Raw genomic sequence first — 22,007 nt, 5'->3', positions numbered from 1 at the left:
TAAAAATAGTTTAGTCCGCTGAAAACGGCTGCAGGTGTAGGGAAATCCTTGAAACACACAGCCTTTTTCACAATACAAAGAAAAAATTGCTATATTACTTTTATATTAATCCAGTGTTAAGGAATTATTAAGGATAATATTTTCTTGGAGGTATTGCCTGCGGAAAGCTATTTTTGCGCCAAATTTCAAACAAAGAGTATGGGAGGCTTCAATTCTTTTGTAAAGTTATTTGTACCAAAAGACAGGGTTTTTTATTCGTTATTCGAGGATGTAGCTGCCAATCTGGTAGAAATGGGTAAAGTGCTGGTTGAACTGGTGTCCGCTACAGACATGGCAGTGCGTAAAGACAAAACCCATCTGATTGAGCGGCTCGAGCACAAAAACGACGATTTCACCCATCGGATCTTTGTGGAACTGGGTCAGAACTTCATTACTCCATTTGACCGTGAAGACATTCACCACCTGGCGGCTACGCTGGATGATGTGGCCGATTATATCCACGGTTCCGCAAAAAGACTGGATCTTTACAAAGTAACCGAAATCAATGAAAGTGTTCGTAAACTGGCTGACCTGATCTACCAGGGTACCCTGGAACTGCATAAAGCGATCCCTGAACTGCGTACCATGTCCAACATGCGTAACATCACGGATGCCTGTGTAAGGATCAATAGCCTGGAGAACCATGCAGATGATATCTATGACATGGCCATCGCAGATCTGTTCGAGAAAGAAGCCAACAATGCAGGAGAATTGCTGAAAATGCGAGAACTGTATCAGGCGCTCGAAATTGCTACAGACAAATGTGAAGATTGTGCCAACGTGATAGAGTCTATCATCATAAAATATGCATAATCAACAGATTATACATCTCCGGCATGCCTGTTTAATGCAAATACCTTTCTAATGACCTTACTTGTCACGATCATCATACTGGCGTTTATCTTCGATTATATTAACGGCTTTCATGATGCGGCTAACTCTATAGCAACCATCGTATCCACAAAAGTGCTGACTCCCTTCCAGGCAGTACTATGGGCTGCCGTGTTCAACTTTGCAGCTTTCTTTATTTCCAAATATGTTTATGGGGAATTTAAGGTAGGTAATACTATCGCCAAATCCGTATTTGAGCAATTCATTACCCTGAAGGTGATCCTTTGTGGCCTGATAGCGGCTATTACCTGGAACCTTGCCACCTGGTGGTATGGTATACCCTCCAGTTCTTCACATACCCTTATAGGTGGTTTCATCGGTGCTGCCATTGCAGCTGCCCATGGCTCTTTCGATGTGATCAACTATTCTAAGGTAATGCCCATTATCTATTTCATTGCCCTCGCGCCATTCATCGGTATGCTGGTCGCCTTCATTATAACGATCATTATATTGAACGTCTGTCGTAAGGCCAATCCCTATAGGGCGGAAAGCTGGTTCAAACGTTTGCAGCTGGTGTCATCCGGCGCGTTGAGCCTTGCACACGGAGGTAACGATGCGCAGAAAGTAATGGGTATCATCGCTGCAGCCCTGGTTGCTCATGGCAGTATAGACGATGTTACCAAAGTACCTAACTGGGTGCCATTGTCCTGCTTCGTTGCCATTGCCCTCGGTACTATGAGCGGTGGCTGGAAAATAGTTAAAACCATGGGATCCCGTATTACCAAAGTAACCCCACTTGAAGGTGTGGCTGCGGAAACTGCGGGTGCGGTAACACTTTATCTCACAGAAACACTGGGTATTCCTGTAAGTACCACCCACACTATTACCGGTTCTATTATCGGTGTAGGCGCTACGAAACGTCTCTCTGCAGTACGCTGGGGGGTAACCGTGAGCCTCCTCTGGGCCTGGATACTGACAATTCCCATCAGCGCATTACTGGCTGCTTTTGTTTACTTTGTAGTCAATCTTTTCTTCTGATAAAAGGTGTAACTACTTAATATAATAAGCCCTCCGGCCTCGCCATCTCCGATGGAACGACCGGAGGGCTTTCTCTTTTGATACTACTGCTTTTTCAGTTTTTCCTTTTTTTTATCACAGAGCCCCCTATTTTTGTAGGGCTTTTTGAAGAACCTTTTTCTATTATTCATTCTTATAATAAATGCTATGAAAGGTATCATACTGGCCGGCGGCTCCGGAACACGTTTACACCCGATTACCTATGCCATCAGCAAACAAATCATGCCGGTATATGACAAACCGATGATCTATTATCCCCTTTCCACACTGATGCTGGCCGGTATAAAAGAGATCCTGATCATTTCCACACCACATGACCTGCCTGCTTTTAAAAGATTATTCGGTAACGGTGAACAATTAGGTCTGCAGCTGCACTATGCTGAACAACCGCTTCCTAACGGTCTTGCTCAAGCGTTTGTAATAGGCCGTGAGTTTATTGGCGATGATAATGTAGCGCTTGTATTGGGAGATAATATCTTTTACGGCGCCGGCCTCGGTACCCAGCTGGCTAACAATGTCAATCCGGATGGAGGCATCGTGTACGCCTATCAGGTATCCGACCCGGAACGCTATGGCGTAGTGGAGTTTGATGAGAAAATGCAGGTAGTGTCCATAGAGGAGAAACCGCAAAAGCCCAAGAGCAGTTATGCGGTACCTGGATTATACTTTTACGATAATGATGTGATTAAAATAGCTGCTGAACTGCAGCCAAGCCCACGCGGGGAATATGAGATCACCGATGTGAACAAGGAATACCTGCGCCGCGGCAAACTGAAAGTGTCTATCCTGCCACGCGGTACGGCATGGCTGGATACAGGTACCTTCGATTCCCTGATGCAGGCGTCACAGTTTGTACAGGTCATCGAACAACGTCAGGGTATCAAGATTGCCTGTATAGAGGAAATTGCCTACAGACAAGGATTTATTTCCCTGGAGCAATTACAGGCGCTCACCAAGCCATTGCTGAAAAGTGGCTATGGACAGTATCTTGAAAAGATCGTTGAACAGAAAATCTGAACAATTAAAAAAATAAGAATTAAGGATTAGGAAACGTACATTCGTAATTCGATAATCGGGTACGGGGTTAGATTCCAAGTCTATAATTCCTGATTTCGCTAAGCATCTGATTGTAATTAATCCTAAAACATTCTTAAAAAATAAAAGACATATGAAGGTTCTAGTTACCGGTGGTTGTGGTTATATCGGCTCTCACACTATCGTAGATCTGATTAACAATGGCTTTGACGTAGTATCCGTAGACAGCAACATCCGTAGCAGTACACAACTGCTGGACGGAGTAGAAAAGATCACAGGCAAAAAAATCCGTAACTACAAGGTAGATCTCTGTAACCTGGAAGATACACATGCCGTATTTCACGAAAACCGTGATATCGTAGGCGTGATCCACTTTGCAGCGCTCAAAACAGTTCCTGAGTCCGTAGCTGATCCGTTATTTTACTTCCATAATAACCTTTCTTCTTTAGTAAATGTGCTGAAGTGTGTAAAAGAGTTTAATATCCCTAACCTGGTATTCTCTTCTTCCTGCTCCGTATATGGCAATACCACAGAATTGCCCGTAGTGGAGGCCACTCCGCTGCAAGAAGCACAATCCCCATACGCCCGTACCAAACAAATGGGCGAACAGATGATCCAGGACTATAGCAAGGTAAACGATACCCAGTCTATCCTGCTGCGTTACTTTAACCCGGTAGGCGCACATCCGTCTGCATTGATCGGCGAACTGCCTTTAGGCCGTCCCGACAACCTGGTACCAGTTATTACCCAGACAGCTATCGGCAAGATCCCTAAGCTGACTGTATTTGGTCATGACTACGATACCCGCGACGGTTCCTGCGTGCGCGATTATATTCATGTAATGGATATAGCCAATGCTCATACAAAGGCCCTGCAGTACCTGCTGGACCAAAAGAATACAGATAACTGCGAGATATTCAACCTCGGTACCGGTAACGGAGTAACCGTTCTGGAAGCTATCAAGGCCTTTGAAAAGATCTCCGGTGTAAAACTGAACTATGAACTGGGGCCACGCCGCCCGGGCGATGTGATCGCTATCTATGCCAATAACACCAAAGCCAAACAACTGCTTGGCTGGAACCCGAACATTGGTATAGAAGACATGATGCGTACCGCCTGGCAGTGGGAAGTAGCCTTAAGGGACAGGGTTCTTAGCAATTAAAAAGTTTATTTCTTACATTTACGACACAATTCTTAATATAAGGCTATGGTAAAAGATATTAAACCGTTAAATGAGAAGGAGACACGCGCAGGCTTTGGAGAAGGTATATTGGAAGCTGGGCGTAAAAATCCGAATGTAGTAGCACTGACCGCTGACCTGTTGGGTTCGATGAAACTGAATGCCTTTATTAAGGAGTTTCCTGACCGCTTTGTACAGGTAGGTATCGCAGAAGCAAATATGATAGGTATAGCTGCCGGTATGACCATCGGTGGTAAAATTCCTTATACAACTACCTTTGCTAACTTTTCTACAGGCCGTGTATACGACCAGATCCGCCAGTCTGTTGCCTATTCCGGCAAGAACGTAAAGATCTGTGCTTCTCACGCCGGTTTAACGCTTGGTGAAGATGGTGCTACCCACCAGATCCTGGAAGATATCGGTATGATGAAAATGCTCCCGGGCATGACCGTGATCGTTCCATGCGATTTCAACCAGACTAAAGCTGCTACTATCGCTGTAGCTGACTACCAGGGACCAGTTTATCTGCGTTTCGGTCGTCCGAAATGGCCTAACTTCACTCCTGAAGATCAGAAATTCGAAGTAGGTAAAGCCCAGGTGCTGCACGAAGGAACAGATATCACCCTGTTCGCTTGCGGTCACATGGTATGGTTATCTATCGAAGCAGGCAAGATCCTGGAAGAAAGAGGTTATAGTGTTGAGATCATCAATATCCACACTATTAAACCACTGGACGAAGAAGCAGTAATACGCTCCATCACTAAAACCGGTTGTGCGGTAACTGCTGAAGAGCATAACGTACTGGGAGGTCTCGGTGACAGCATCGCACAGGTAGCTGCACGCAACAATCCAATTCCGATCGAATACGTAGGTACTAATGATACTTTCGGTGAAAGTGGCAAACCACTGGACCTGCTGAAAAAATATGGCCTGGATGCAGATCATATCGTTGCTGCTGCTGAAAAAGCAATAGCAAGAAAGAAGAATAAATAATCTGTACCGGATTAAACTTTACATAAAAAAAACCATCATAGAGATGGTTTTTTTTATGTAAAACCATTTAACCTAGGATGAGCATACAACAGGATGATAAAACACTATTGGCGATATACAGGGATCCCGCCACAAGGGAGAAGGGCTTTACGTATATCATCCAGAAGTACCAGGAACGGCTTTACTGGCATATCAGAAGGCTCGTGCTGGACCATGATGACGCCAATGATGTATTACAGAATGTGTTTGTGAAAGTCTGGAAAAACCTGGAAGGATTCCGCGAAGACGCCCAGTTATACACCTGGTTATACAAGATAGCCACTAATGAATGTCTCACGTTCCTGGAAAAACAAAAGAAAAACAATTCAGTATCTCTGTCAGACGTAGAAACAGGTCTTAGCAATACCCTGAAGGCAGATGCTCAATTTGATCCCAATAAACTTGAGTGGAAGTTGCAAAGAGCGATACTGGGACTACCTGAAAAACAAAGGATCGTATTTAATCTGAGGTACTATGATGAAATGCCCTACGAAGAAATGAGCCGTGTACTTGACACCTCTGAAGGCGCACTCAAAGCCTCTTATCACCACGCCGTAAAAAAGATTGAAGAGTTCATCCGTAATAGCTGAAAATGCGACATCTTCGTACTTTTATGAGGTGAACCGCATTTTTTTAGAGACGAAACTACAACCTGTTTAAACTATTGCTATCTTCTACCGTCTAAAAACTGTATGATATCCAGAGACAACGATATTGCGAACGAACTGCGGGAAATCATCCCTGAAGCTCAATGGACTACGCTGAAATCTGCCCAGGCAGCAATTCCAGCCGGTTATTTTGAGCAACTGCCGGATCAGATCCTACAGAAGGTACGTGCTGCTGATGTGCAGGAAGAGCTCGAAATGCTCTCCCCGCTACTGGCCGGTGTACCTAAGTCACTTCCCCTATCTGTTCCTCCGGATTACTTCGGGCAATTGTCTGAACAGGTCTTGCAAAATATAACAGGTGCCACTGAACAGGCTCAACCAGCTATAGAAGAAATGCCTTCCATCCTGGCAGATATGCCAAAAGCATTTCCAATGTCTGCTCCTGCCGGCTATTTTGACCAGTTAAGTGCTGCTGTCATGGCGCGTATAGCAGATGCTGACAGGCCAACTATACCAGCTACAGAAGCAGGAGAAGAACTAGCCATTTTGTCTCCGTTCCTGGCACAAATGCCCAAGACGATGCCATTTTCGGTGCCTGCAGGTTATTTTGACCAGCTGAGTGCGACCGTAATGGCGAACATGCCTGCTATTTCGGCCCCTGCCGCTAAGCCTGTCATCCGCAGGATGGATGCACGCAGGTATTTCAAATGGGCGGTAGCCGCCTGCCTTATAGCACTGGTAAGTGTAAGTACCCTGCTGTTTACAAGAGAGAACTACCATGCCGCCAGTGCAATGGAGAAAAACCTGGCTAATGTCAGCGACCAGGAAATTATGGAATATCTGCAAGCCCATACGGATGCTTTCGATAGAGAAGAATTGGCCAGCTATGGACCTTTAGTAGAAGAAAGTAACGGGATTCCGGACGAGGTAGATGAATTACCAGCAGAGGCTATACAACATTATTTGGATAACACCGGTTTGTTAAATGAAAGCCTAACAGACAATTGAGATGAAAAAAATTTACGCATTATTTATACTTATTGCCCTTTCATTGTTTTTCCACCCTCCCGCCAGTCAGGCTCAGAAGGGCGGTGATTCTGAAATAAAGGACCGTATCCGTGCCGCAGAAATCGCATATCTGGCACAAAAGCTGGATCTTACCCCAGATGAGGCACAGAAATTCTGGCCTTTATATAATCAATACACAAAAGAAGTCGAAATTCTAATTGCCGAACGCCGCAAACGGAACAAGACCCCACAGCAGGACCGCCAGCCCGCAGATGCCAATGAATTAGGCTATGAGCGCCGTATGCTGGATATTAAAACCCATTACAGCCAGGAATTCCAGAAGGTACTGCCTCCCGCGAAGGCCGGTAATGTATTCAGATCTGAAAGAGAGTTCCGTAATCAACTGATCCGGACCATGAAGGACAGACAAAGCAGAAACGTAGGCGGACCAGGCGCAAGAAGATTCCGGCAGTAATTCACCCGCATAATTATCAGACGAAATTAAATAACACCAGCTCTACCCTGATGATCTTATGCTCATCATCAGGATTCCGGAATAAGTACGACCAGGAGGCGTCTGACCTTTGCCCCAGTGCCTGCAAACAGAGCGGATGCTGTTCCATTGCCGCTGTTGCTGTTAGCAACACCTGCGAGAATTGCTTTACATCACGGTTGAAAATGATAACAGCAGTTTTCTCATCCCTCCAGTTCACATAACTGCTCAGCAACTGATCAACACCATTGAGCAGATACGCTTCACCTCTCCAGATTTTACATTCTGCTATAAAAAGATTATTTCCATCATTGTCACTAACAAGAATATCCGTTTTACCCAGCCGGTTGAAAACCTCTCCCTTTGCTGAATAATGTGGACTTACAGCATTCAGAAAAGGAAGGAAATAATCACGGTACCGTTCTTCATTAAACTTGTCGCTGAGATCTTTATAGTTCTCCAGGTTTTTACCTAATAAGACGATGTAATCTATAATCTGGAAATAGGTATCATCATTCAATATGGTACGCCTGTTGGCGCTTAATGACGGCAAGGACGGGCTCATTCTCATTAAAGCGGCGATCATTTCAGCATCAATGCTATCGGCCGGCGCAGGCTGTGCATTACTTACAGATTCTTCCGGCCCAGGCTCAACCGCCGGGTGGCCTATCCATTCAATAAGATTGAGCATCGCATGATACTCTGCCACGTGGGCGATAATCCTGGCGATCGACCTTGAGCCTCTTTTTTTGCTATAGATCTCCATGGCACTGAAGAGCGACGTGATTCGTTTGTCGGCCTGCCAGACATCGCTGATCATATCAGGCACGAACCCTGCGGGTATAAGATTTTTCAGTGCGGCCCTTTCCCTGATCTCGTCTATATAGTTATTAATCTGTTGAATGGTTTGCGCCTTAAATACTTCGGGATCCCGGTGCAATAATAACTTCTGCTCATATTCATTCGCTTTTAGCCAATTACTCTGGAAATCCGCGATCATCTCGTTGAAGTACGTTTCATTAAGTTTTGATGACGTTATCGTCCATTGCATAATGAAAGCATCGAAATACCTCGCTTTTCCGGGCCTTCTGGCCTGAGGCTTCGGCAGGGAGATCCGCAGGGACTTTAAATATTTTATCAGCTTATCAAACAGTGGTCCTCCGGGCACATTAATCGTCGTTTCCTCCGCAGATGTAGTATAAACAGGCACTACCAGATTTACCTCCTGCGCAATACCATGCTCCGGGATCGGCACTACAAGTTCTTTAGGTGTGATACGACCTGAAGCCAGTACCCAGCCCGCCCCACATATTAAAAAGGCGACACCCGCTGCATAATCGCCTGCGGAATATAGTACCGGTGCCATGAACCATAACACAACACCGCAGTTACGTGCCATGAAAGCTACCGTCGCTTGTTTCCTGACTTTACCTTCTTTAGGAAAGAATAAGCCTGGAAAGAAGTATCTGTCAAGCGGACTTATAAGAACAAGACCTAATGACAATGTCATCACCCCATCAACATATCTTTTTGAGTCAATTATCATAACTCCACCCAGGCTATAAAATATTCCTAAAAACCAGCGCAGAAGAGCCAGTAAGGGATAGGAGAAAAAAAAATATTTAATAGGTAACTGATGTGACAAGATTCCCTGATGTCCCCTCACTTTGATCGTAGGAGGGAGAACCAACAATACGGCTAAAATGGCAAATCCACCACACATTAGCAGATTGCCTTTATCAGCCAATGCCCAGATGCTCATAATGAAAGGTACGATACCAAATAAGTACCGTGCACCAAGTAAAAATTTATTCATAAGCAGTACATGAATAAATTTTCAACCAGTTCATCATCATACGCGGACTTCATCAGAAAATTCATAGTTATTCAATTGGGACATTTAAAATTGAGGGTGTCTCAGCTTAGCTTCCCGAATGGAAGTTTTGTATCGTGGTAATACATAAAGGTCCATCCTTCCTGAACGCCACGTAGTTTATACTGCTCACGCAATTCCATACTCCGCTTTCCATCATAATCGTACTTAGCAGCAAAACGGCGCTTCATATAGGAGACCTGCGGGGCTTCATCCCCTCCGAAAAAGAATTTATCGTCACCGGTATCTATCAGGAATGTCTGGTGATAAGGACAGTGACCACCGCTCACCTCATAGGAAATATAGTCATCGATCGTACCATTCCCTTCTGTGAAGATGACATTATCCTTTTCCTGGAGAATGCGGACATCTTCTGCATGATAGGATTTCCCATCATGCTCTATGGCATAATCCATCTCATGCCTGTTCACATAATAGGTCGCCTGCGGAAAACTCAGACTGCGCTGCCCCGTTATAGGGTCCACGATGGAAATACCGCCGGAATGATCTTTATGCAAATGGCTCATCAGCACTTTGGTAATGTCCATCGGATTAACACCGTTGTCTATCAGGTGTTGATGTATCTGTAAAACCCCATCCGCATTCCGATATCCCAGGCCGGTGTCCAGCAGGATATAATCGGAATCCGTGATCACTAAAAAAGGTTGAATCTCTACCAACAGCGAGCCGCCGGAGCGCTGCTGCATTGAATCCGTCTCGGGATTGTAAGGAATGAATTTCTTTGTCCCGTCTACTGTAAAAGCCCCTTCTGATAATGGTATAATACGTGCCATTTTGCAAAGATATGCAACTATCGTAATACCATCTGCCTGTCGGCATCCAATCGGAGCATGATGAAGATCAACATGGTGAACGTCATAAGGGAGGAACCTCCGTAACTGACGAGTGGCAGGGGAATCCCTATCACGGGCGCCAGACCGATGGTCATAGATATATTAATGGCCATATGGAAGAAAATGATACTGGCCACCCCATAGGCGTATACACGGCTGAATGTCGATCGCTGTCGCTCCGCCACAAAAATGATCCGTAAGAGCAGGGCCACATAAAGACCGATGAATATAATAGATCCGAGGAAGCCAAAGTCTTCGCCGATGGTACAGAAGATAAAGTCAGTACTCTGTTCAGGTACGAAATCATAACGGGTCTGGGTACCTTTCAGATAACCTTTTCCAATGAAACCACCGGAACCGATAGCGATCATACTCTGGCGGGTATTGTAAGTTGCTTTAGGATCGTTTTCTTTACCGAGCATTACCTCAATACGGCGTACCTGGTAATCTTTCAGCACTTTGGTGAAAGCAAAAGGCACTACGAACATCACAAACACAGAACAGAATGCCCAGATACCCAATATCAGGGCCAGCCTGGAACGGTTACGCTTTATTTCCCGGCGACTGAAATAGATCACCAATACTGTGATCACCGAGAATATAATAAAGAGGATATTTTTATCGACAAGGAGCGCAGACAATACCAGTACAATACCTGAGAAGGCGATCACCAGCAACACTCCAGGCAAACCTTCCCTGTACATTACCAGGAAGAAGGAGAAGTACACCAGGGCCAGACCGGTTTCTGACTGCAGGATAATGATCACACATGGGGTCAATGCCAGTGCAACAGCGATCAGTCTTGAACGCAGTTTCGTAAAATCAGTTTCAATAGACGACAGGTACTTGGCTATTGCCAGGTTAGTACAGAGCTTAGTCAGTTCCGCCGGCTGGAACTGGAAACCGCCTATCACCAGCCAGGAATGCGACCCTTTTACATCTTTACCGATACCCAATACCAATAGCAGCAACAGTATACCACCGGCATATAGCAGGTTGGCCGTAGCGGTAAAGAACTTACTGTCTGTAAGCCAGATGATAGTAGCCAGTACAGCCGATACGCCGAGCCACATCAGCTGACGGGAATAGTTTTTATTCAGGTGGATGATATCATTCCAGATGTTATCTCCCTCCCTGTACTCAGCGGCGAAGATCGATAACAACCCCACAAAGACGATCCCCAGGTAGAGGCCCATAATAGGCCAGTCAATACCTTCTGTTAATTTTATTTGCTGCCGACGGTTCATAACTGATTAATCCCGGAAATAAAGTTTAAGTATCTGATCTGATGTCATTTTTGCGCTGGCTCCATTCAATGAGTCAAGCTTGGATTTTTCCCGTACAACCGGGTCCAGTGTATTGTATTCCAGCAACGTCTTCATTTGTGGCTTACGCTTCACAGAGATCGTATCATGCAGGTATTTCTCCATGATCAGACTGGCGATAGGCGCAGCATATGTACTACCAAAACCGGCGTTCTCCACGATCACCGCAATAGCGATCTTCGGATTATCCCTGGGGGCGAAGGCCACGAAAACGGAGTGGTTCTTCAGTTTTGCAAGTTTACCGTTCACAATAGCGTTGTTCTCTGCTGTACCTGTTTTACCACACACGATCTCACCTTCAATTTTCGCAGAAACACCCGTACCTCTTTCTACAACGTCCTCCATACCATAGATCACCGGCATATAGGAAGAGTCAGATACATGCGCTACAGTATGTCTGTCCTTATATTTTTTCAGCAGCTCGCTATCATCGTTATCGATCTTATCCACGAAATGCGGCAGATAATAATATCCTTTATTGGCTATGATACACATGGCGTTCGCCATTTGCATCGGCGTAGCTACAACCTGTCCCTGTCCCATACCAACATACAGTTCAGAACAGGAGTTCCACTGGCCGCGGTACAATTTATTCATACCGGCAGAATCAATAGCCTTACCTGATGATTCACCAGGGATATCTACCCCCAGTCTGTGTCCCAGACCGAAAGAGGAAATGTAGTCATGCCATTTCTGATGTCCTTTTTTCACCCCTCCCCATTTGTTAGCATCCACTTCCATCCGGTAAAGGTGTACGAAGTAGGCGTTACAGGAGTTTGCAATAGCCAGTCGCAGGTTAGCTGCGTGTCCGGCATTATGGTGCGTACAGGCTATCGGGCGGCCGCAATAATTATAGGAACCAAAGCAGGGAAAACCAAAGCTGGGCGTTATCACACCTTCATCCAGTGCGATCAGCGCTGTCAGTGGTTTCATTGCCGATCCCGGCGGGTATCCTGCCTGTATGGCGCGGTTAAAAAGTGGCTTTGTAGTATCGGTGAACAATCTGCTGAAGTTGCGTGTCCTGTAAGAACCGGTCAGCAGGTTCGGGTCGAAGGTAGGGGCACTTACCATGGTCAGGATACCTCCTGTGCGTGGATCTATAGCCACGATGCTGCCGATCTTGTTACGCATCAGGTGTTCGCCTAATACCTGGAGATCTACGTCCAGTGCCAGGCGGAGGTTTTTACCGGCAATAGCGGCCGTATCGAACTCTCCTTTTTCATATGGTCCCTGCGGACGGTTCAGGTTATCTTTTACGAGGTACTGTATACCACGGGTCCCCATCAACACACTTTCGTAAGTTCTTTCAAGACCCGTCATACCCAGGTAGTCGCCCTGGTTATAAGCGCTGTACGCTGGTTTCTGCAACATCTGGGGAGACACCTCTCCGATGTAACCGAGTATATTGGCGGCAGCATTGAAAGGGTAGGAGCGGATCTGGCGTTGTACCAGCTCAAATCCCGGCTGGAACATATACATGCTTTCCTGCAGGCGGCCGAACATTTCGGGAGGCAACAGGGAAGCAAATACTGATACACGACGGCTGCCATTCTTAATGATAGCGGTAGTGATACGTTTTCTGAATTCTTCTTTATCTATCTGGAGGATCTCACACATGTAAGCCGTATCAATGTTTTTGACACTGATCGGCGTTACCACGAGGTCATACATAGCATCATTGCTAAGGATACTTCTGCCTTTGCGGTCAAAGATAATACCACGGCTGGGATATACCACTTTACGGAGTACCGCGTTGGCATCCGCCAGCTTGGAATATTTCTTTTCCACTACCTGCAAAAAGAACAACCTGGTAATCATCAAGATTACCATTCCAAGTATGATAAACTGTATTACTCTTTTCCTGGGCTGATTATAGACAGACATTTACGCTGAATAATGTGGCCACTTCACGGCCTCCCCCACCGTTTGGCAGAAAGATGAAGCAAGCGACCTGTTGCTTTATAATATGACTTTCAATTTCTTCTAAAGTTAGATATTACGTTCTGTGCTATCTGTTACTATCCCTGATTTTAACAAAACATAATCATCTACTAAAATATGGTCTCTGGACTATACTCCACGCCTACTTCTTGGAAAAGAACAGTAATTCGTACAACACGATCAGTACGATACTGGCCGCTGTTGACAACAGGATCTTCAAAAGCAGGTAGAAGAAGCTCCCAAGGCTAAACACTTCCAGTGGGAAATACACCAGATTGTGTAAGAATACCAGGATTGCGATATAGGTCAGGAATTGGGAAACCCCCATGCTGGTCATGGAAGGTGTTTTCTGGGTCGTTTCAAAACCACCCTGCGGAGACAGTATATTGATGATGAACGGACGGAGATAAGCGATAAACACACAGGCTGCAGCGTGCATACCCATTGTGTTCATAAACATGTCCAGGCTAAGGCCCATTAACAGCGCTACCAGCATCAGTGCAGGACGGGGCATATTAAAAGGCAGCAGCAGTATGAACAACATATACAGGTTAAGTCCTACCAGCTGGTGTAACCGGATCTCTTTCAGTACAAATACCTGCAACAGCAGTAAGAGCACGAAGCGGATAATATTTCTTAACAGTATACTCATTTAATCAGCCTGTAAGTTGAATCTTCTAAAGATTGTTGTTCTTCTTTCAACAGATTGTCTATGACGTAGACGTACTGAAGATTATAAAAGTTAGTCGCCAGTTTGATCCTGATGGTATAGGAAGTGCTGGATTTATCCGCTACGGTATAGGATTCTACGTATCCGATAGGAATATTTTCCGGGAACAGTGCGGAAAAACCGCTTGTTACTACCGTATCTCCTCTGATCAGTTTTACACTTTTCGGCACATCTTCCATCACGGCATATCCTGCTTCACCGCCGTACCAGCGTACGGTACCCATTTCCTTGCTATAACTCAGACGGGCGCTGAAACCAAAGTTTTTTCCTTTTGACAGGAGGGATAACACCACGGCGTAATTCTCATTCACGCTACGGACCACACCGACAACACCACTTGGCCCTACTACACCCATATTGGGTTTAATGCCATCTGCCCGGCCACGCCGGATAGTAATATAGTTAATGGGACTGTTAACGCTTTTGTTCACCACTTTCGCTTCTTTGTAGAGATAGCGGCGCACTTCTGTTCCGATCACTTTACGGGTAGTATCGGTGCTGTAATGCCGGATGGTGTCTAGTTTGACAATATTATCAACGGAAACTTCGTCAAAGCTGGTGCGCAACATATTATGGAGGCGGGCATTTTCTTTCACCAGGCTATCATTGGTAGCTTTCAGGTGAAAATAATACTCCACATTGTTGTAACGTTCGTATAACCTGGCACTGAGACTATTGGCGGAGTTGAGGTAGGCTGATTTCTGAAGATCGTTGTTCCGGAATACCAGCACAATGCAAATCACTTCCAGCAGCAGAAACAGAAAAAAATTAAAATAGCGCCTAAAGAAAATGATGAGATTACGCACAGGATATATTTTCTTAATAGAAGTGTACAAGGCAGCTTTTGCAACTGCCTTGTACATTTCCTGATATTATTGCATTAGGAACGGATATTTACCTACGTGTTTCAGTGCTATTCCGGTACCTCTTACCACGGCGCGTAACGGATCGTCCGCAACGTGCACTGGCAGCTTAATCTTCTGTGTGAGACGTTTATCCAGTCCGCGGAGCAATGCACCACCACCGGTCAGGTATAACCCTCTGCGGTAGATATCTGCAGCCAGTTCCGGCGGCGTGGTTTCCAGTGCTTTCAGGATAGCTTCTTCGATCTTGAAGATGGATTTATCCAATGCTTCAGCTACTTCCTGGTAAGACACCATAATTTGTTTAGGAATACCCGTTACCAGGTCACGGCCGTTTACGGCTACATCATCTGGTGGGTTGTCCAGTTCTTTCAACGCGGAGCCGATCTGGATCTTGATCTGTTCAGCGGTCCTTTCACCGATCAACAGGCTATGATAGCGGCGCAGGGCTTCCATGATGTCGGCAGTGAATTCATCACCGGCAATACGGATACTCTGGTCACAAACAATACCTGCCAGGGCGATCACGGAGATACCAGTGGTACCGCCCCCGATGTCAATGATCATGTTACCTACGGGTTCTTCAACGTCAATGCCGATACCTAATGCAGCGGCCATAGGTTCATGTATGAGGAACACTTCCTTCGCGCCTGCCTGTTCGGCAGAGTCGCGTACGGCGCGTTTTTCTACTTCTGTAATGCTGGAGGGTATGCAGATAACCATACGCCAGCTTGGGGAGAATAAGGGCTTTTTTGGATACACCAGTTTGATCATCTCGCGAAGCATACCTTCTGCCGCATTGAAGTCGGCTATCACACCATCTTTCAACGGACGGATCGTACGCAGGTACTCATGCGTCTTCTCGTGCATCATCATTGCCTTCTTTCCTACCGCCACGATTTTACCGCTTGCGCGTTCTATAGCTACAATGGAAGGTTCATCCACTACCACCTGGTCGTTGTGTATGATCAGCGTGTTAGCTGTACCTAAGTCAATCGCTATTTCCTGTGTTAAAAAATTAAAGAACCCCATTGCTTAATATGGTCAAAATATTATTGTGTGCAAAAATGAATAATTCCAACGAATATACAATCTAAAAATTGTTTGTTTTCTCAATAATACAACTAAATATTAAAAAATGTTATTTATTGTATCTGATGAGCCGGTTAGTAAGTTGCAACACTTATTGACAAGGTAACAGCCGGCATAGTAATGACTCTCGAAAACGCTTAAACGAAAAATGGTTTGTCTAAATTGTGTGCTCTGTATGAATGAGTTATGCTCTCTCCGGTCATCCCCGCGACCCTTCCCGATGCTTAAACGGGACACTGGCTCAGACTACACTTTTCGCGCCGGCAAGGCGTGAAAGGCGCAAATGAACATCTGCTACACGAACTCGAAACCAATATCCCTCCTGTAATATTTGCCTTCAAAATCAATAATTTCAGCAGTCTGCCGGCTGTGGGTCAACGCAATGCCCAGATCAGCTGCCAGGGAAGTTATAGTCAGTACACGACCTCCATTGGTGAGGATATCCCCGCCAGCGGCTTTCGTTCCTGCCTGAAACACCAACTGATCCTGCGTAGGCGCCGGTATGTTGCTGATTACCTTTCCTTTTTCGTATGCTTCAGGGTAACCTTTTGCTACCAGCATAACGGTTGTCGCCACACGGGCGTCTTCATAAATTGTCTGTATTGACAGCTGTCCTTCCTGCACGGCTTTAAAAAGCTCCAGCAGGTCGTTCTGCAGTCTTGGCATCACTACCTCAGTTTCCGGATCTCCCATACGGCAGTTGTATTCAATCACAAACGGCTCCCCGTCTACATTGATCAATCCGAAGAAGATAAACCCGTTATAGGCGATCTGCTCTTTTTCCAGTCCTGCTACTGTAGGACGGATGATACGTTCTTCCACCACATCCATAAATGCCTTGTTGGCAAATGGAACAGGGGAAACGGCTCCCATACCGCCTGTATTCAGGCCGGTGTCTCCTTCGCCGATCCGTTTATAATCCTTTGCGGTAGGCAGTATCTTGTAGGAACGACCGTCTGTCAGTACAAATACTGACAATTCGATACCCGTCAGGAACTGCTCTATCACTACTTTCTTACTCGCTTCGCCAAACTTTGCGTCTTTGATCATCTGTGAAAACTCCGCCACTGCTTCTTCATGATCGTTCAGGATCACCACACCTTTACCTGCAGCCAGTCCGTCAGCTTTAAGTACGATCGGCAGGGAATGCGCACGCAGATAAGCCACGCCTTCTTCATAATTTTCCTCACTGAACTCGCGGTAAGCGGCAGTAGGAATATTATGGCGTAACATGAACTGCTTTGCAAACGCTTTACTGCCTTCCAGCTGAGCGCCCAGGGCAGAAGGGCCCATCACCGGAATATGCTGTAAAGCGGCATCCTGCTGAAAATAATCATAAATACCATTTACCAGTGGTTCTTCAGAGCCAGGCACCACCAAAGTGATAGCATTCTCAAGACAAAAGGTCTTTATTTTTTCAAAATCAGAAACAGCGATGTCCAGGTTTTGGCCATATTGGGCAGTTCCCGCATTTCCCGGGGCAATAAATAACTGTTCGCAATAAGTGCTCTGTGCCATTTTCCATGCCAGGGCATGTTCCCTGCCACCACTTCCTAATAATAATATCTTCATATGAAAAAATAAATTCGCTACTGTGTGCTCCTGATAATTTACATTCACCTTTCAATCAGCCCGTTCTTCCAAATTTTTTGCAAAGAAAGGCCAAAATTTGACCAAAAACACCATTTTACCCGATAAAAAGCTGAATTTATTTATCTTGCCGGATTCGAACGACTGACTAACACCATAAACAAACAACAAACTAAACAGATCTACCATGACTCAAACTGCTGTTGAGCAGCCTGTAATCTCGCCCTCGCCTAAGGGAAAAGGGCACCACAAGGGATTGTATGTACTCTTTTTTACAGAAATGTGGGAACGTTTCGGCTATTACCTGATGATCGGCATTTTTTTCCTTTACCTCATTGACCCATCTTCCAATGGCGGTAAAGGGTTTGACACCACCAAAGCAGCGGACCTCGTCGGTTCTTACATCGCATTAGTTTATTTATCTCCTTTCATCGGCGGCCTGTTGGCCGATCGCTATCTCGGTTACCGCAGGGCGGTGATCCTGGGGGGCATCTTACTGGCAGCCGGTTATTTCTCTCTTGCCTTCCCCGGTGACATGGCCATGTACGGTGGACTTGGTCTGATCATTATCGGTAATGGTTTCTTCAAACCCAACATCGGTACCATTCTCGGTAATATCTACAACCGGGAAGACCTCAGGGCTAAAAAAGACGTGGCCTACAACATCTTTTACATGGGCGTGAACATCGGCGCCTTTATCTGCAACTTCGTGGCCGCCTATCTCCGTAACCACTACGGATGGGGGCACGCCTTCGCTGCCGCCGGTATAGGTATGCTGATCGGATTGGTCATTTTCGCTACCAATCAAAAAGTCATCGCTGCGGGAGATGTACGGAAAGAGCCGTCTCCTGACGAAATGTCGACCGGAAAGATCCTGGGAAGTGCACTGTTACCAGCTGTTATTGCGGCTGCTATCGGCTACTTTATCAGTTCTCCGAACTTACTCGGTCATACGCTGTTCGGCACCAAGTCAAATGACGCATTCCTGTTTGCCTGCGTTCCTATCATTATCTTCTATATCCGCCTGTTCACCACTTCAAAGCAACAGGAAGATAAACGCGGCCTGGGCGCTCTGCTGGCCTTCTTCGCAGTAGCGATCGTATTCTGGGTGATCTATAACCAGAACAGTACAGGTCTTACCATCTGGGCTGACCAGTATACCCACCGCCAGATATCTCCGGCAATGGAAAAGGCTTCACAACCACTTGGTATGCTGCAAACCGTAACTACCGAACCACATACCGTTACTCAGATAGACGAGCATTTCCGTGCCATCAAAGATGCAAACGGTCAAACGATCGAAGTTCAGGGTGCGGACCCTTATTTCCAGAACCTGCCAAAGGATAAATGGCCCCAGGATGGTAAGTTAAAGCTCATCTCCACGGAGATCTTCCAGTCTATCAACCCATTCTTTATTGTGGCATTCAGTCTGATTGTCGTAGGATTGTTCGGCTGGCTTGCCAAGCGCGGAAAAGAACCTAACACGCCGGTGAAGATCGCACTTGGTATCTTCCTGGCAGGTACATCTTCCCTGCTGATGGTGTTTGCCGCTTCCATGACAAACGTATATATAGATAAAACCTCCATGGCCTGGCTGTTTGGCACCTATGCGGTATTTACAGTCGGTGAGATCCTCGTAAGCCCTATCGGCTTATCCATGGTATCCAAACTTTCTCCTCCCCGTGTAACAGCACTTATGATGGGCGGCTGGTACCTAGTGAACGCGATTGCCGGTAAGGTAGCGGGCCTGATGGCCACCTTCTGGGATAGCTTCACCAACAAGAGCACCTACTTCCTGATCCTGGTGATATCTGCAGCCATTGCCGGTGTTGCCATGCTGATGATCAGTAAGTGGATTGCCAAAGTGGTAAAGGACAAAACCGGTTCTTATTAAGCATTTCTGATATTAGTTTAAAAGGTGCAGCCTGACGGTTGCACCTTTTTTATTGCCCAAAAAGACCGTGCCGGTACAACTCAATCCCCCTCTGGGTTTACCCGGTTTTCTATATCTCCATATCGCGATACCGTCATTTCACCATCACTTTACCGTCATCTGTATATCCTTTCGATATAGAGATGACGGTAAAATGATATGGAAATGACGGTATAGCGATATGGACGAGCAGAGCAAAGACCCTATCCTTAGGCATATCAGAATATCAATTCAATATATTTATATGATTATCAATTAGTAAGATTGATATTTCAGAGGAGTTCACTTACGAACGCAAAACAGGCCTTCGCTGGCGTAAATACCAGCCACCCTACTTTTAAAAGGGATTTTTCGCTTATATTGCCTCTTAATCAACAAAAATCTATACTATCAAACCTACTTATGGCAGATAAATTCAAGCCTTTTGTTGCGCCCGAGGTGCACATGAAGGAGTTTACAGTGAAGTCCATCATACTGGGCTGCATTTTCGGGATTATTTTTGGCGCCGCCACAGTTTACCTGGCATTAAGAGCAGGACTGACCGTTTCCGCCTCTATACCTATCGCGGTAATTGCCATTACCCTGGGCAGGAAATTCTTCAAAACAACTATTCTCGAAAACAACATCATTCAAACTACCGGTTCAGCTGGCGAATCTATTGCTGCCGGTGTGGTATTCACCCTTCCGGGCTTTCTGTTCCTTACAGACGGAGGAGGCGAGCAGTTCTTCAACTACCTGACCATTCTCACACTGGCTATTTTCGGGGGCATCCTGGGAACACTGATGATGATCCCCTTGCGCCGGTCGCTCATTGTAAAAGAGCACGAAACACTGCCTTATCCGGAAGGTACCGCCTGTGGTGATGTATTGATAGCGGGAGAAAAAGGGGGTGATTTTGCCAAGACAGCTTTCTACGGACTGGGTTTCGCGGTTGCGTACGCGTTCCTGCAAAAGGTATTGCACGTGATTGCAGAGACGCCTTCTTACATGACTGCGCAATACAATAAATACTTCTCATCAGCCCGCGTCAGCGCTGACATCACTCCTGAATATATGGGTGTGGGTTATATCATCGGTCCTCGTATTGCGGGTGTACTGGTAGCCGGTGGCGTATTATCCTGGCTGGTATTAATACCATTGCTGTCATTCCTGGTTCCGCCAGACATGATTGCCGCTCAGTTGGTGAAACTGGGCTACCTGGCAAATGTCGCTACTCCGGGCGGCAAGGGCGACTGGAATCCGGCTACACATACATTTGGCGACTTCTCCGCTGCCGTATACGTGGCTTATGTTCGCCAGATAGGTGCGGGAGCAGTGGCAGCAGGTGGTTTCATCACCCTGATCAAAACGATTCCCACCATCATTTCTTCCTTTAAAGGCAGCATTGGCTCCCTGAAGAAAAATGACGTCAATGGCGAAGCAGCTACTGGCAAAGTACCACGTACAGAAAGAGACCTGAATATCAAGATCGTGTTGTTTGGCAGCATAGCGTTGATCGCCTTGATGGCTTTCCTCCCTCAGTTACCTGGTGATTCCATCGGTAAAAAACTGCTGGTTGGTTTGCTGGTAGTGATCTTCGGAGCCTTCTTCGTTACAGTGTCCAGCCGTATAGTAGGCCTTATCGGATCTTCCAATAACCCTATCTCTGGTATGACCATCGCTACCCTGATGGGTACCTGTCTGGTATTTATCGCAGTAGGATGGAGTGGTAAAGTGTATGAACCAATGGCCCTCGTTGTAGGTGGCATGATCTGTATTGCCGCTGCAAATGCCGGTGGTACTTCCCAGGACCTGAAATCAGGTTATATCGTAGGTGCTACTCCTATGTATCAGCAGTTGTCCCTCTTTATCGGTGCAATCGTTTCCTCGATTGTGATCGGTCTGACCGTGAAGTTCCTCGATAAACCGACTGCTGCCATGATAGCCAACGGCGTAACCGACCATGCGATCGGCAGTATCTATTATCCTGCGCCACAGGGAACCCTGATGGCGACGCTGGCAAAAGGTATCCTGTCCTACAATCTTGACTGGCAGTTTGTACTCGCGGGCGTGTTCCTGGCTATCACCATGGAGCTTTGCGGTATCAAATCCCTGTCATTTGCAGTAGGTGCTTATCTGCCGCTGTCTACTACCCTGCCTATCTTCATCGGCGGTGCTATCCGTGGCGTGGTTGACAACAAACGTAAGAAGCAAAACGTACACTTGTCTGCAGAGGAAGAAGAGCTTGGTAAAGGTAACCTGTTCGCGACTGGTCTGGTAGCGGGTGGTGCTGTTGCCGGTGTGATCATCGCGATACTGGCAGGTTTTGACAGTACTTCTACTGCGTTGGCGAAAGTGAATATGGAACATTCTCTTGCCGGTGCATTTGGCCAGGGCGGATATTACATCCTGGGTACAGTCCTGTTCGCCTTTATGGGCTGGGTGCTTTACAGAATAGCAAACAAGAATTAAAGTATTAAGAAATTTAATAAGGGGCAGAAATTAACGGGATAATATCACGTTA

At 46.1% G+C, this 22,007-nt stretch carries 18 protein-coding genes; 10 read left to right on the top strand and 8 right to left on the bottom strand.

All coding sequences use genetic code 11. The features are described from left to right. The first annotated feature begins 198 nt into the window (after nt 1-198). The 8 genes from C7475_RS13740 (at nt 199) to C7475_RS13705 (ending at nt 7,285) form a co-directional block, all read left to right on the top strand. On the top strand, nt 199-852 hold the full coding sequence (locus C7475_RS13740; RefSeq protein WP_110053903.1) for a DUF47 domain-containing protein: 654 nt from the start codon (nt 199-201) through the stop codon (nt 850-852). 51 nt (nt 853-903) lie between these two features. After that, complete coding sequence (locus C7475_RS13735) at nt 904-1,908, top strand: inorganic phosphate transporter (RefSeq protein WP_110053902.1); 1,005 nt, start codon at nt 904-906, stop codon at nt 1,906-1,908. A gap of 186 nt (nt 1,909-2,094) precedes the next feature. Further along, a complete protein-coding gene (gene rfbA, locus C7475_RS13730; protein ID WP_110053901.1) occupies nt 2,095-2,964 on the top strand; it encodes a glucose-1-phosphate thymidylyltransferase RfbA in 870 nt (289 codons plus the stop codon). Nucleotides 2,965-3,115: 151 nt separating this feature from the next. Beyond that, entirely contained in the window at nt 3,116-4,144 is a 1,029-nt protein-coding gene (gene galE, locus C7475_RS13725) for a UDP-glucose 4-epimerase GalE (protein WP_110053900.1), read from the top strand. Between the two features lie 45 nt (nt 4,145-4,189). Continuing rightward, nucleotides 4,190-5,155 (top strand): transketolase family protein, encoded by a 966-nt coding sequence (locus C7475_RS13720; RefSeq protein ID WP_110053899.1) that lies wholly within the window; start codon nt 4,190-4,192, stop codon nt 5,153-5,155. Between the two features lie 77 nt (nt 5,156-5,232). Further along, the gene (locus C7475_RS13715) at nt 5,233-5,784 is read left to right on the top strand and encodes an RNA polymerase sigma factor (protein WP_110053898.1); all 552 of its coding nucleotides are present in this window, start codon (nt 5,233-5,235) and stop codon (nt 5,782-5,784) included. 102 nt (nt 5,785-5,886) lie between these two features. Then, a complete protein-coding gene (locus tag C7475_RS13710) occupies nt 5,887-6,810 on the top strand; it encodes a hypothetical protein (RefSeq protein WP_110053897.1) in 924 nt (307 codons plus the stop codon). 1 nt (nt 6,811) lies between these two features. Further along, nucleotides 6,812-7,285 carry a hypothetical protein gene (locus C7475_RS13705; protein ID WP_110053896.1) on the top strand — a complete coding sequence of 158 codons (474 nt, stop codon included), beginning with the start codon at nt 6,812-6,814 and terminating at the stop codon, nt 7,283-7,285. A 16-nt stretch (nt 7,286-7,301) separates the two neighbouring features. Here C7475_RS13705 and C7475_RS13700 read toward each other — a convergent pair whose 3' ends face one another. From C7475_RS13700 to purD, 8 genes are all read right to left on the bottom strand, one after another. Next, nucleotides 7,302-9,119 (bottom strand): hypothetical protein, encoded by a 1,818-nt coding sequence (locus C7475_RS13700; RefSeq protein ID WP_110053895.1) that lies wholly within the window; start codon nt 9,117-9,119, stop codon nt 7,302-7,304. A gap of 101 nt (nt 9,120-9,220) precedes the next feature. Continuing rightward, nucleotides 9,221-9,970: an MBL fold metallo-hydrolase gene (locus C7475_RS13695; protein ID WP_233259848.1), complete on the bottom strand. Its 750-nt coding sequence runs from the start codon at nt 9,968-9,970 to the stop codon at nt 9,221-9,223. A gap of 17 nt (nt 9,971-9,987) precedes the next feature. Further along, on the bottom strand, nt 9,988-11,277 hold the full coding sequence (rodA, locus tag C7475_RS13690; protein ID WP_110053894.1) for a rod shape-determining protein RodA: 1,290 nt from the start codon (nt 11,275-11,277) through the stop codon (nt 9,988-9,990). A 6-nt stretch (nt 11,278-11,283) separates the two neighbouring features. Further along, nucleotides 11,284-13,239, bottom strand: coding sequence for a penicillin-binding protein 2 (gene mrdA / locus C7475_RS13685; RefSeq protein WP_110053893.1), 1,956 nt, complete (start codon nt 13,237-13,239; stop codon nt 11,284-11,286). 199 nt (nt 13,240-13,438) lie between these two features. Continuing rightward, nucleotides 13,439-13,948 (bottom strand): rod shape-determining protein MreD, encoded by a 510-nt coding sequence (gene mreD, locus C7475_RS13680; RefSeq protein ID WP_110053892.1) that lies wholly within the window; start codon nt 13,946-13,948, stop codon nt 13,439-13,441. Continuing rightward, nucleotides 13,945-14,889: a rod shape-determining protein MreC gene (gene mreC / locus C7475_RS13675; protein ID WP_110053891.1), complete on the bottom strand. Its 945-nt coding sequence runs from the start codon at nt 14,887-14,889 to the stop codon at nt 13,945-13,947. Before mreC ends, mreD begins: the two co-directional genes overlap by 4 nt. Nucleotides 14,890-14,898: 9 nt before the next feature. Beyond that, the gene (locus C7475_RS13670; protein ID WP_012787871.1) at nt 14,899-15,921 is read right to left on the bottom strand and encodes a rod shape-determining protein; all 1,023 of its coding nucleotides are present in this window, start codon (nt 15,919-15,921) and stop codon (nt 14,899-14,901) included. A 354-nt stretch (nt 15,922-16,275) separates the two neighbouring features. Next, the gene (purD, locus tag C7475_RS13665; protein ID WP_110053890.1) at nt 16,276-17,553 is read right to left on the bottom strand and encodes a phosphoribosylamine--glycine ligase; all 1,278 of its coding nucleotides are present in this window, start codon (nt 17,551-17,553) and stop codon (nt 16,276-16,278) included. A gap of 205 nt (nt 17,554-17,758) precedes the next feature. Between purD and C7475_RS13660 the strand changes: the two genes are divergently transcribed. Together C7475_RS13660 and C7475_RS13655 are read left to right on the top strand one after the other, a co-directional pair. Continuing rightward, complete coding sequence (locus C7475_RS13660; protein WP_110053889.1) at nt 17,759-19,465, top strand: peptide MFS transporter; 1,707 nt, start codon at nt 17,759-17,761, stop codon at nt 19,463-19,465. A gap of 441 nt (nt 19,466-19,906) precedes the next feature. Next, nucleotides 19,907-21,955 carry an OPT family oligopeptide transporter gene (locus C7475_RS13655; protein WP_110053888.1) on the top strand — a complete coding sequence of 683 codons (2,049 nt, stop codon included), beginning with the start codon at nt 19,907-19,909 and terminating at the stop codon, nt 21,953-21,955. The last annotated feature ends 52 nt before the right edge of the window (nt 21,956-22,007 follow it).

The organism is Chitinophaga sp. S165 (assembly GCF_003182155.1).
In the GTDB taxonomy this organism is placed as follows: domain Bacteria; phylum Bacteroidota; class Bacteroidia; order Chitinophagales; family Chitinophagaceae; genus Chitinophaga.
Note: the sequence above shows the minus strand (reverse complement) of the source record. Positions and strands in the feature narration are given on the sequence as shown.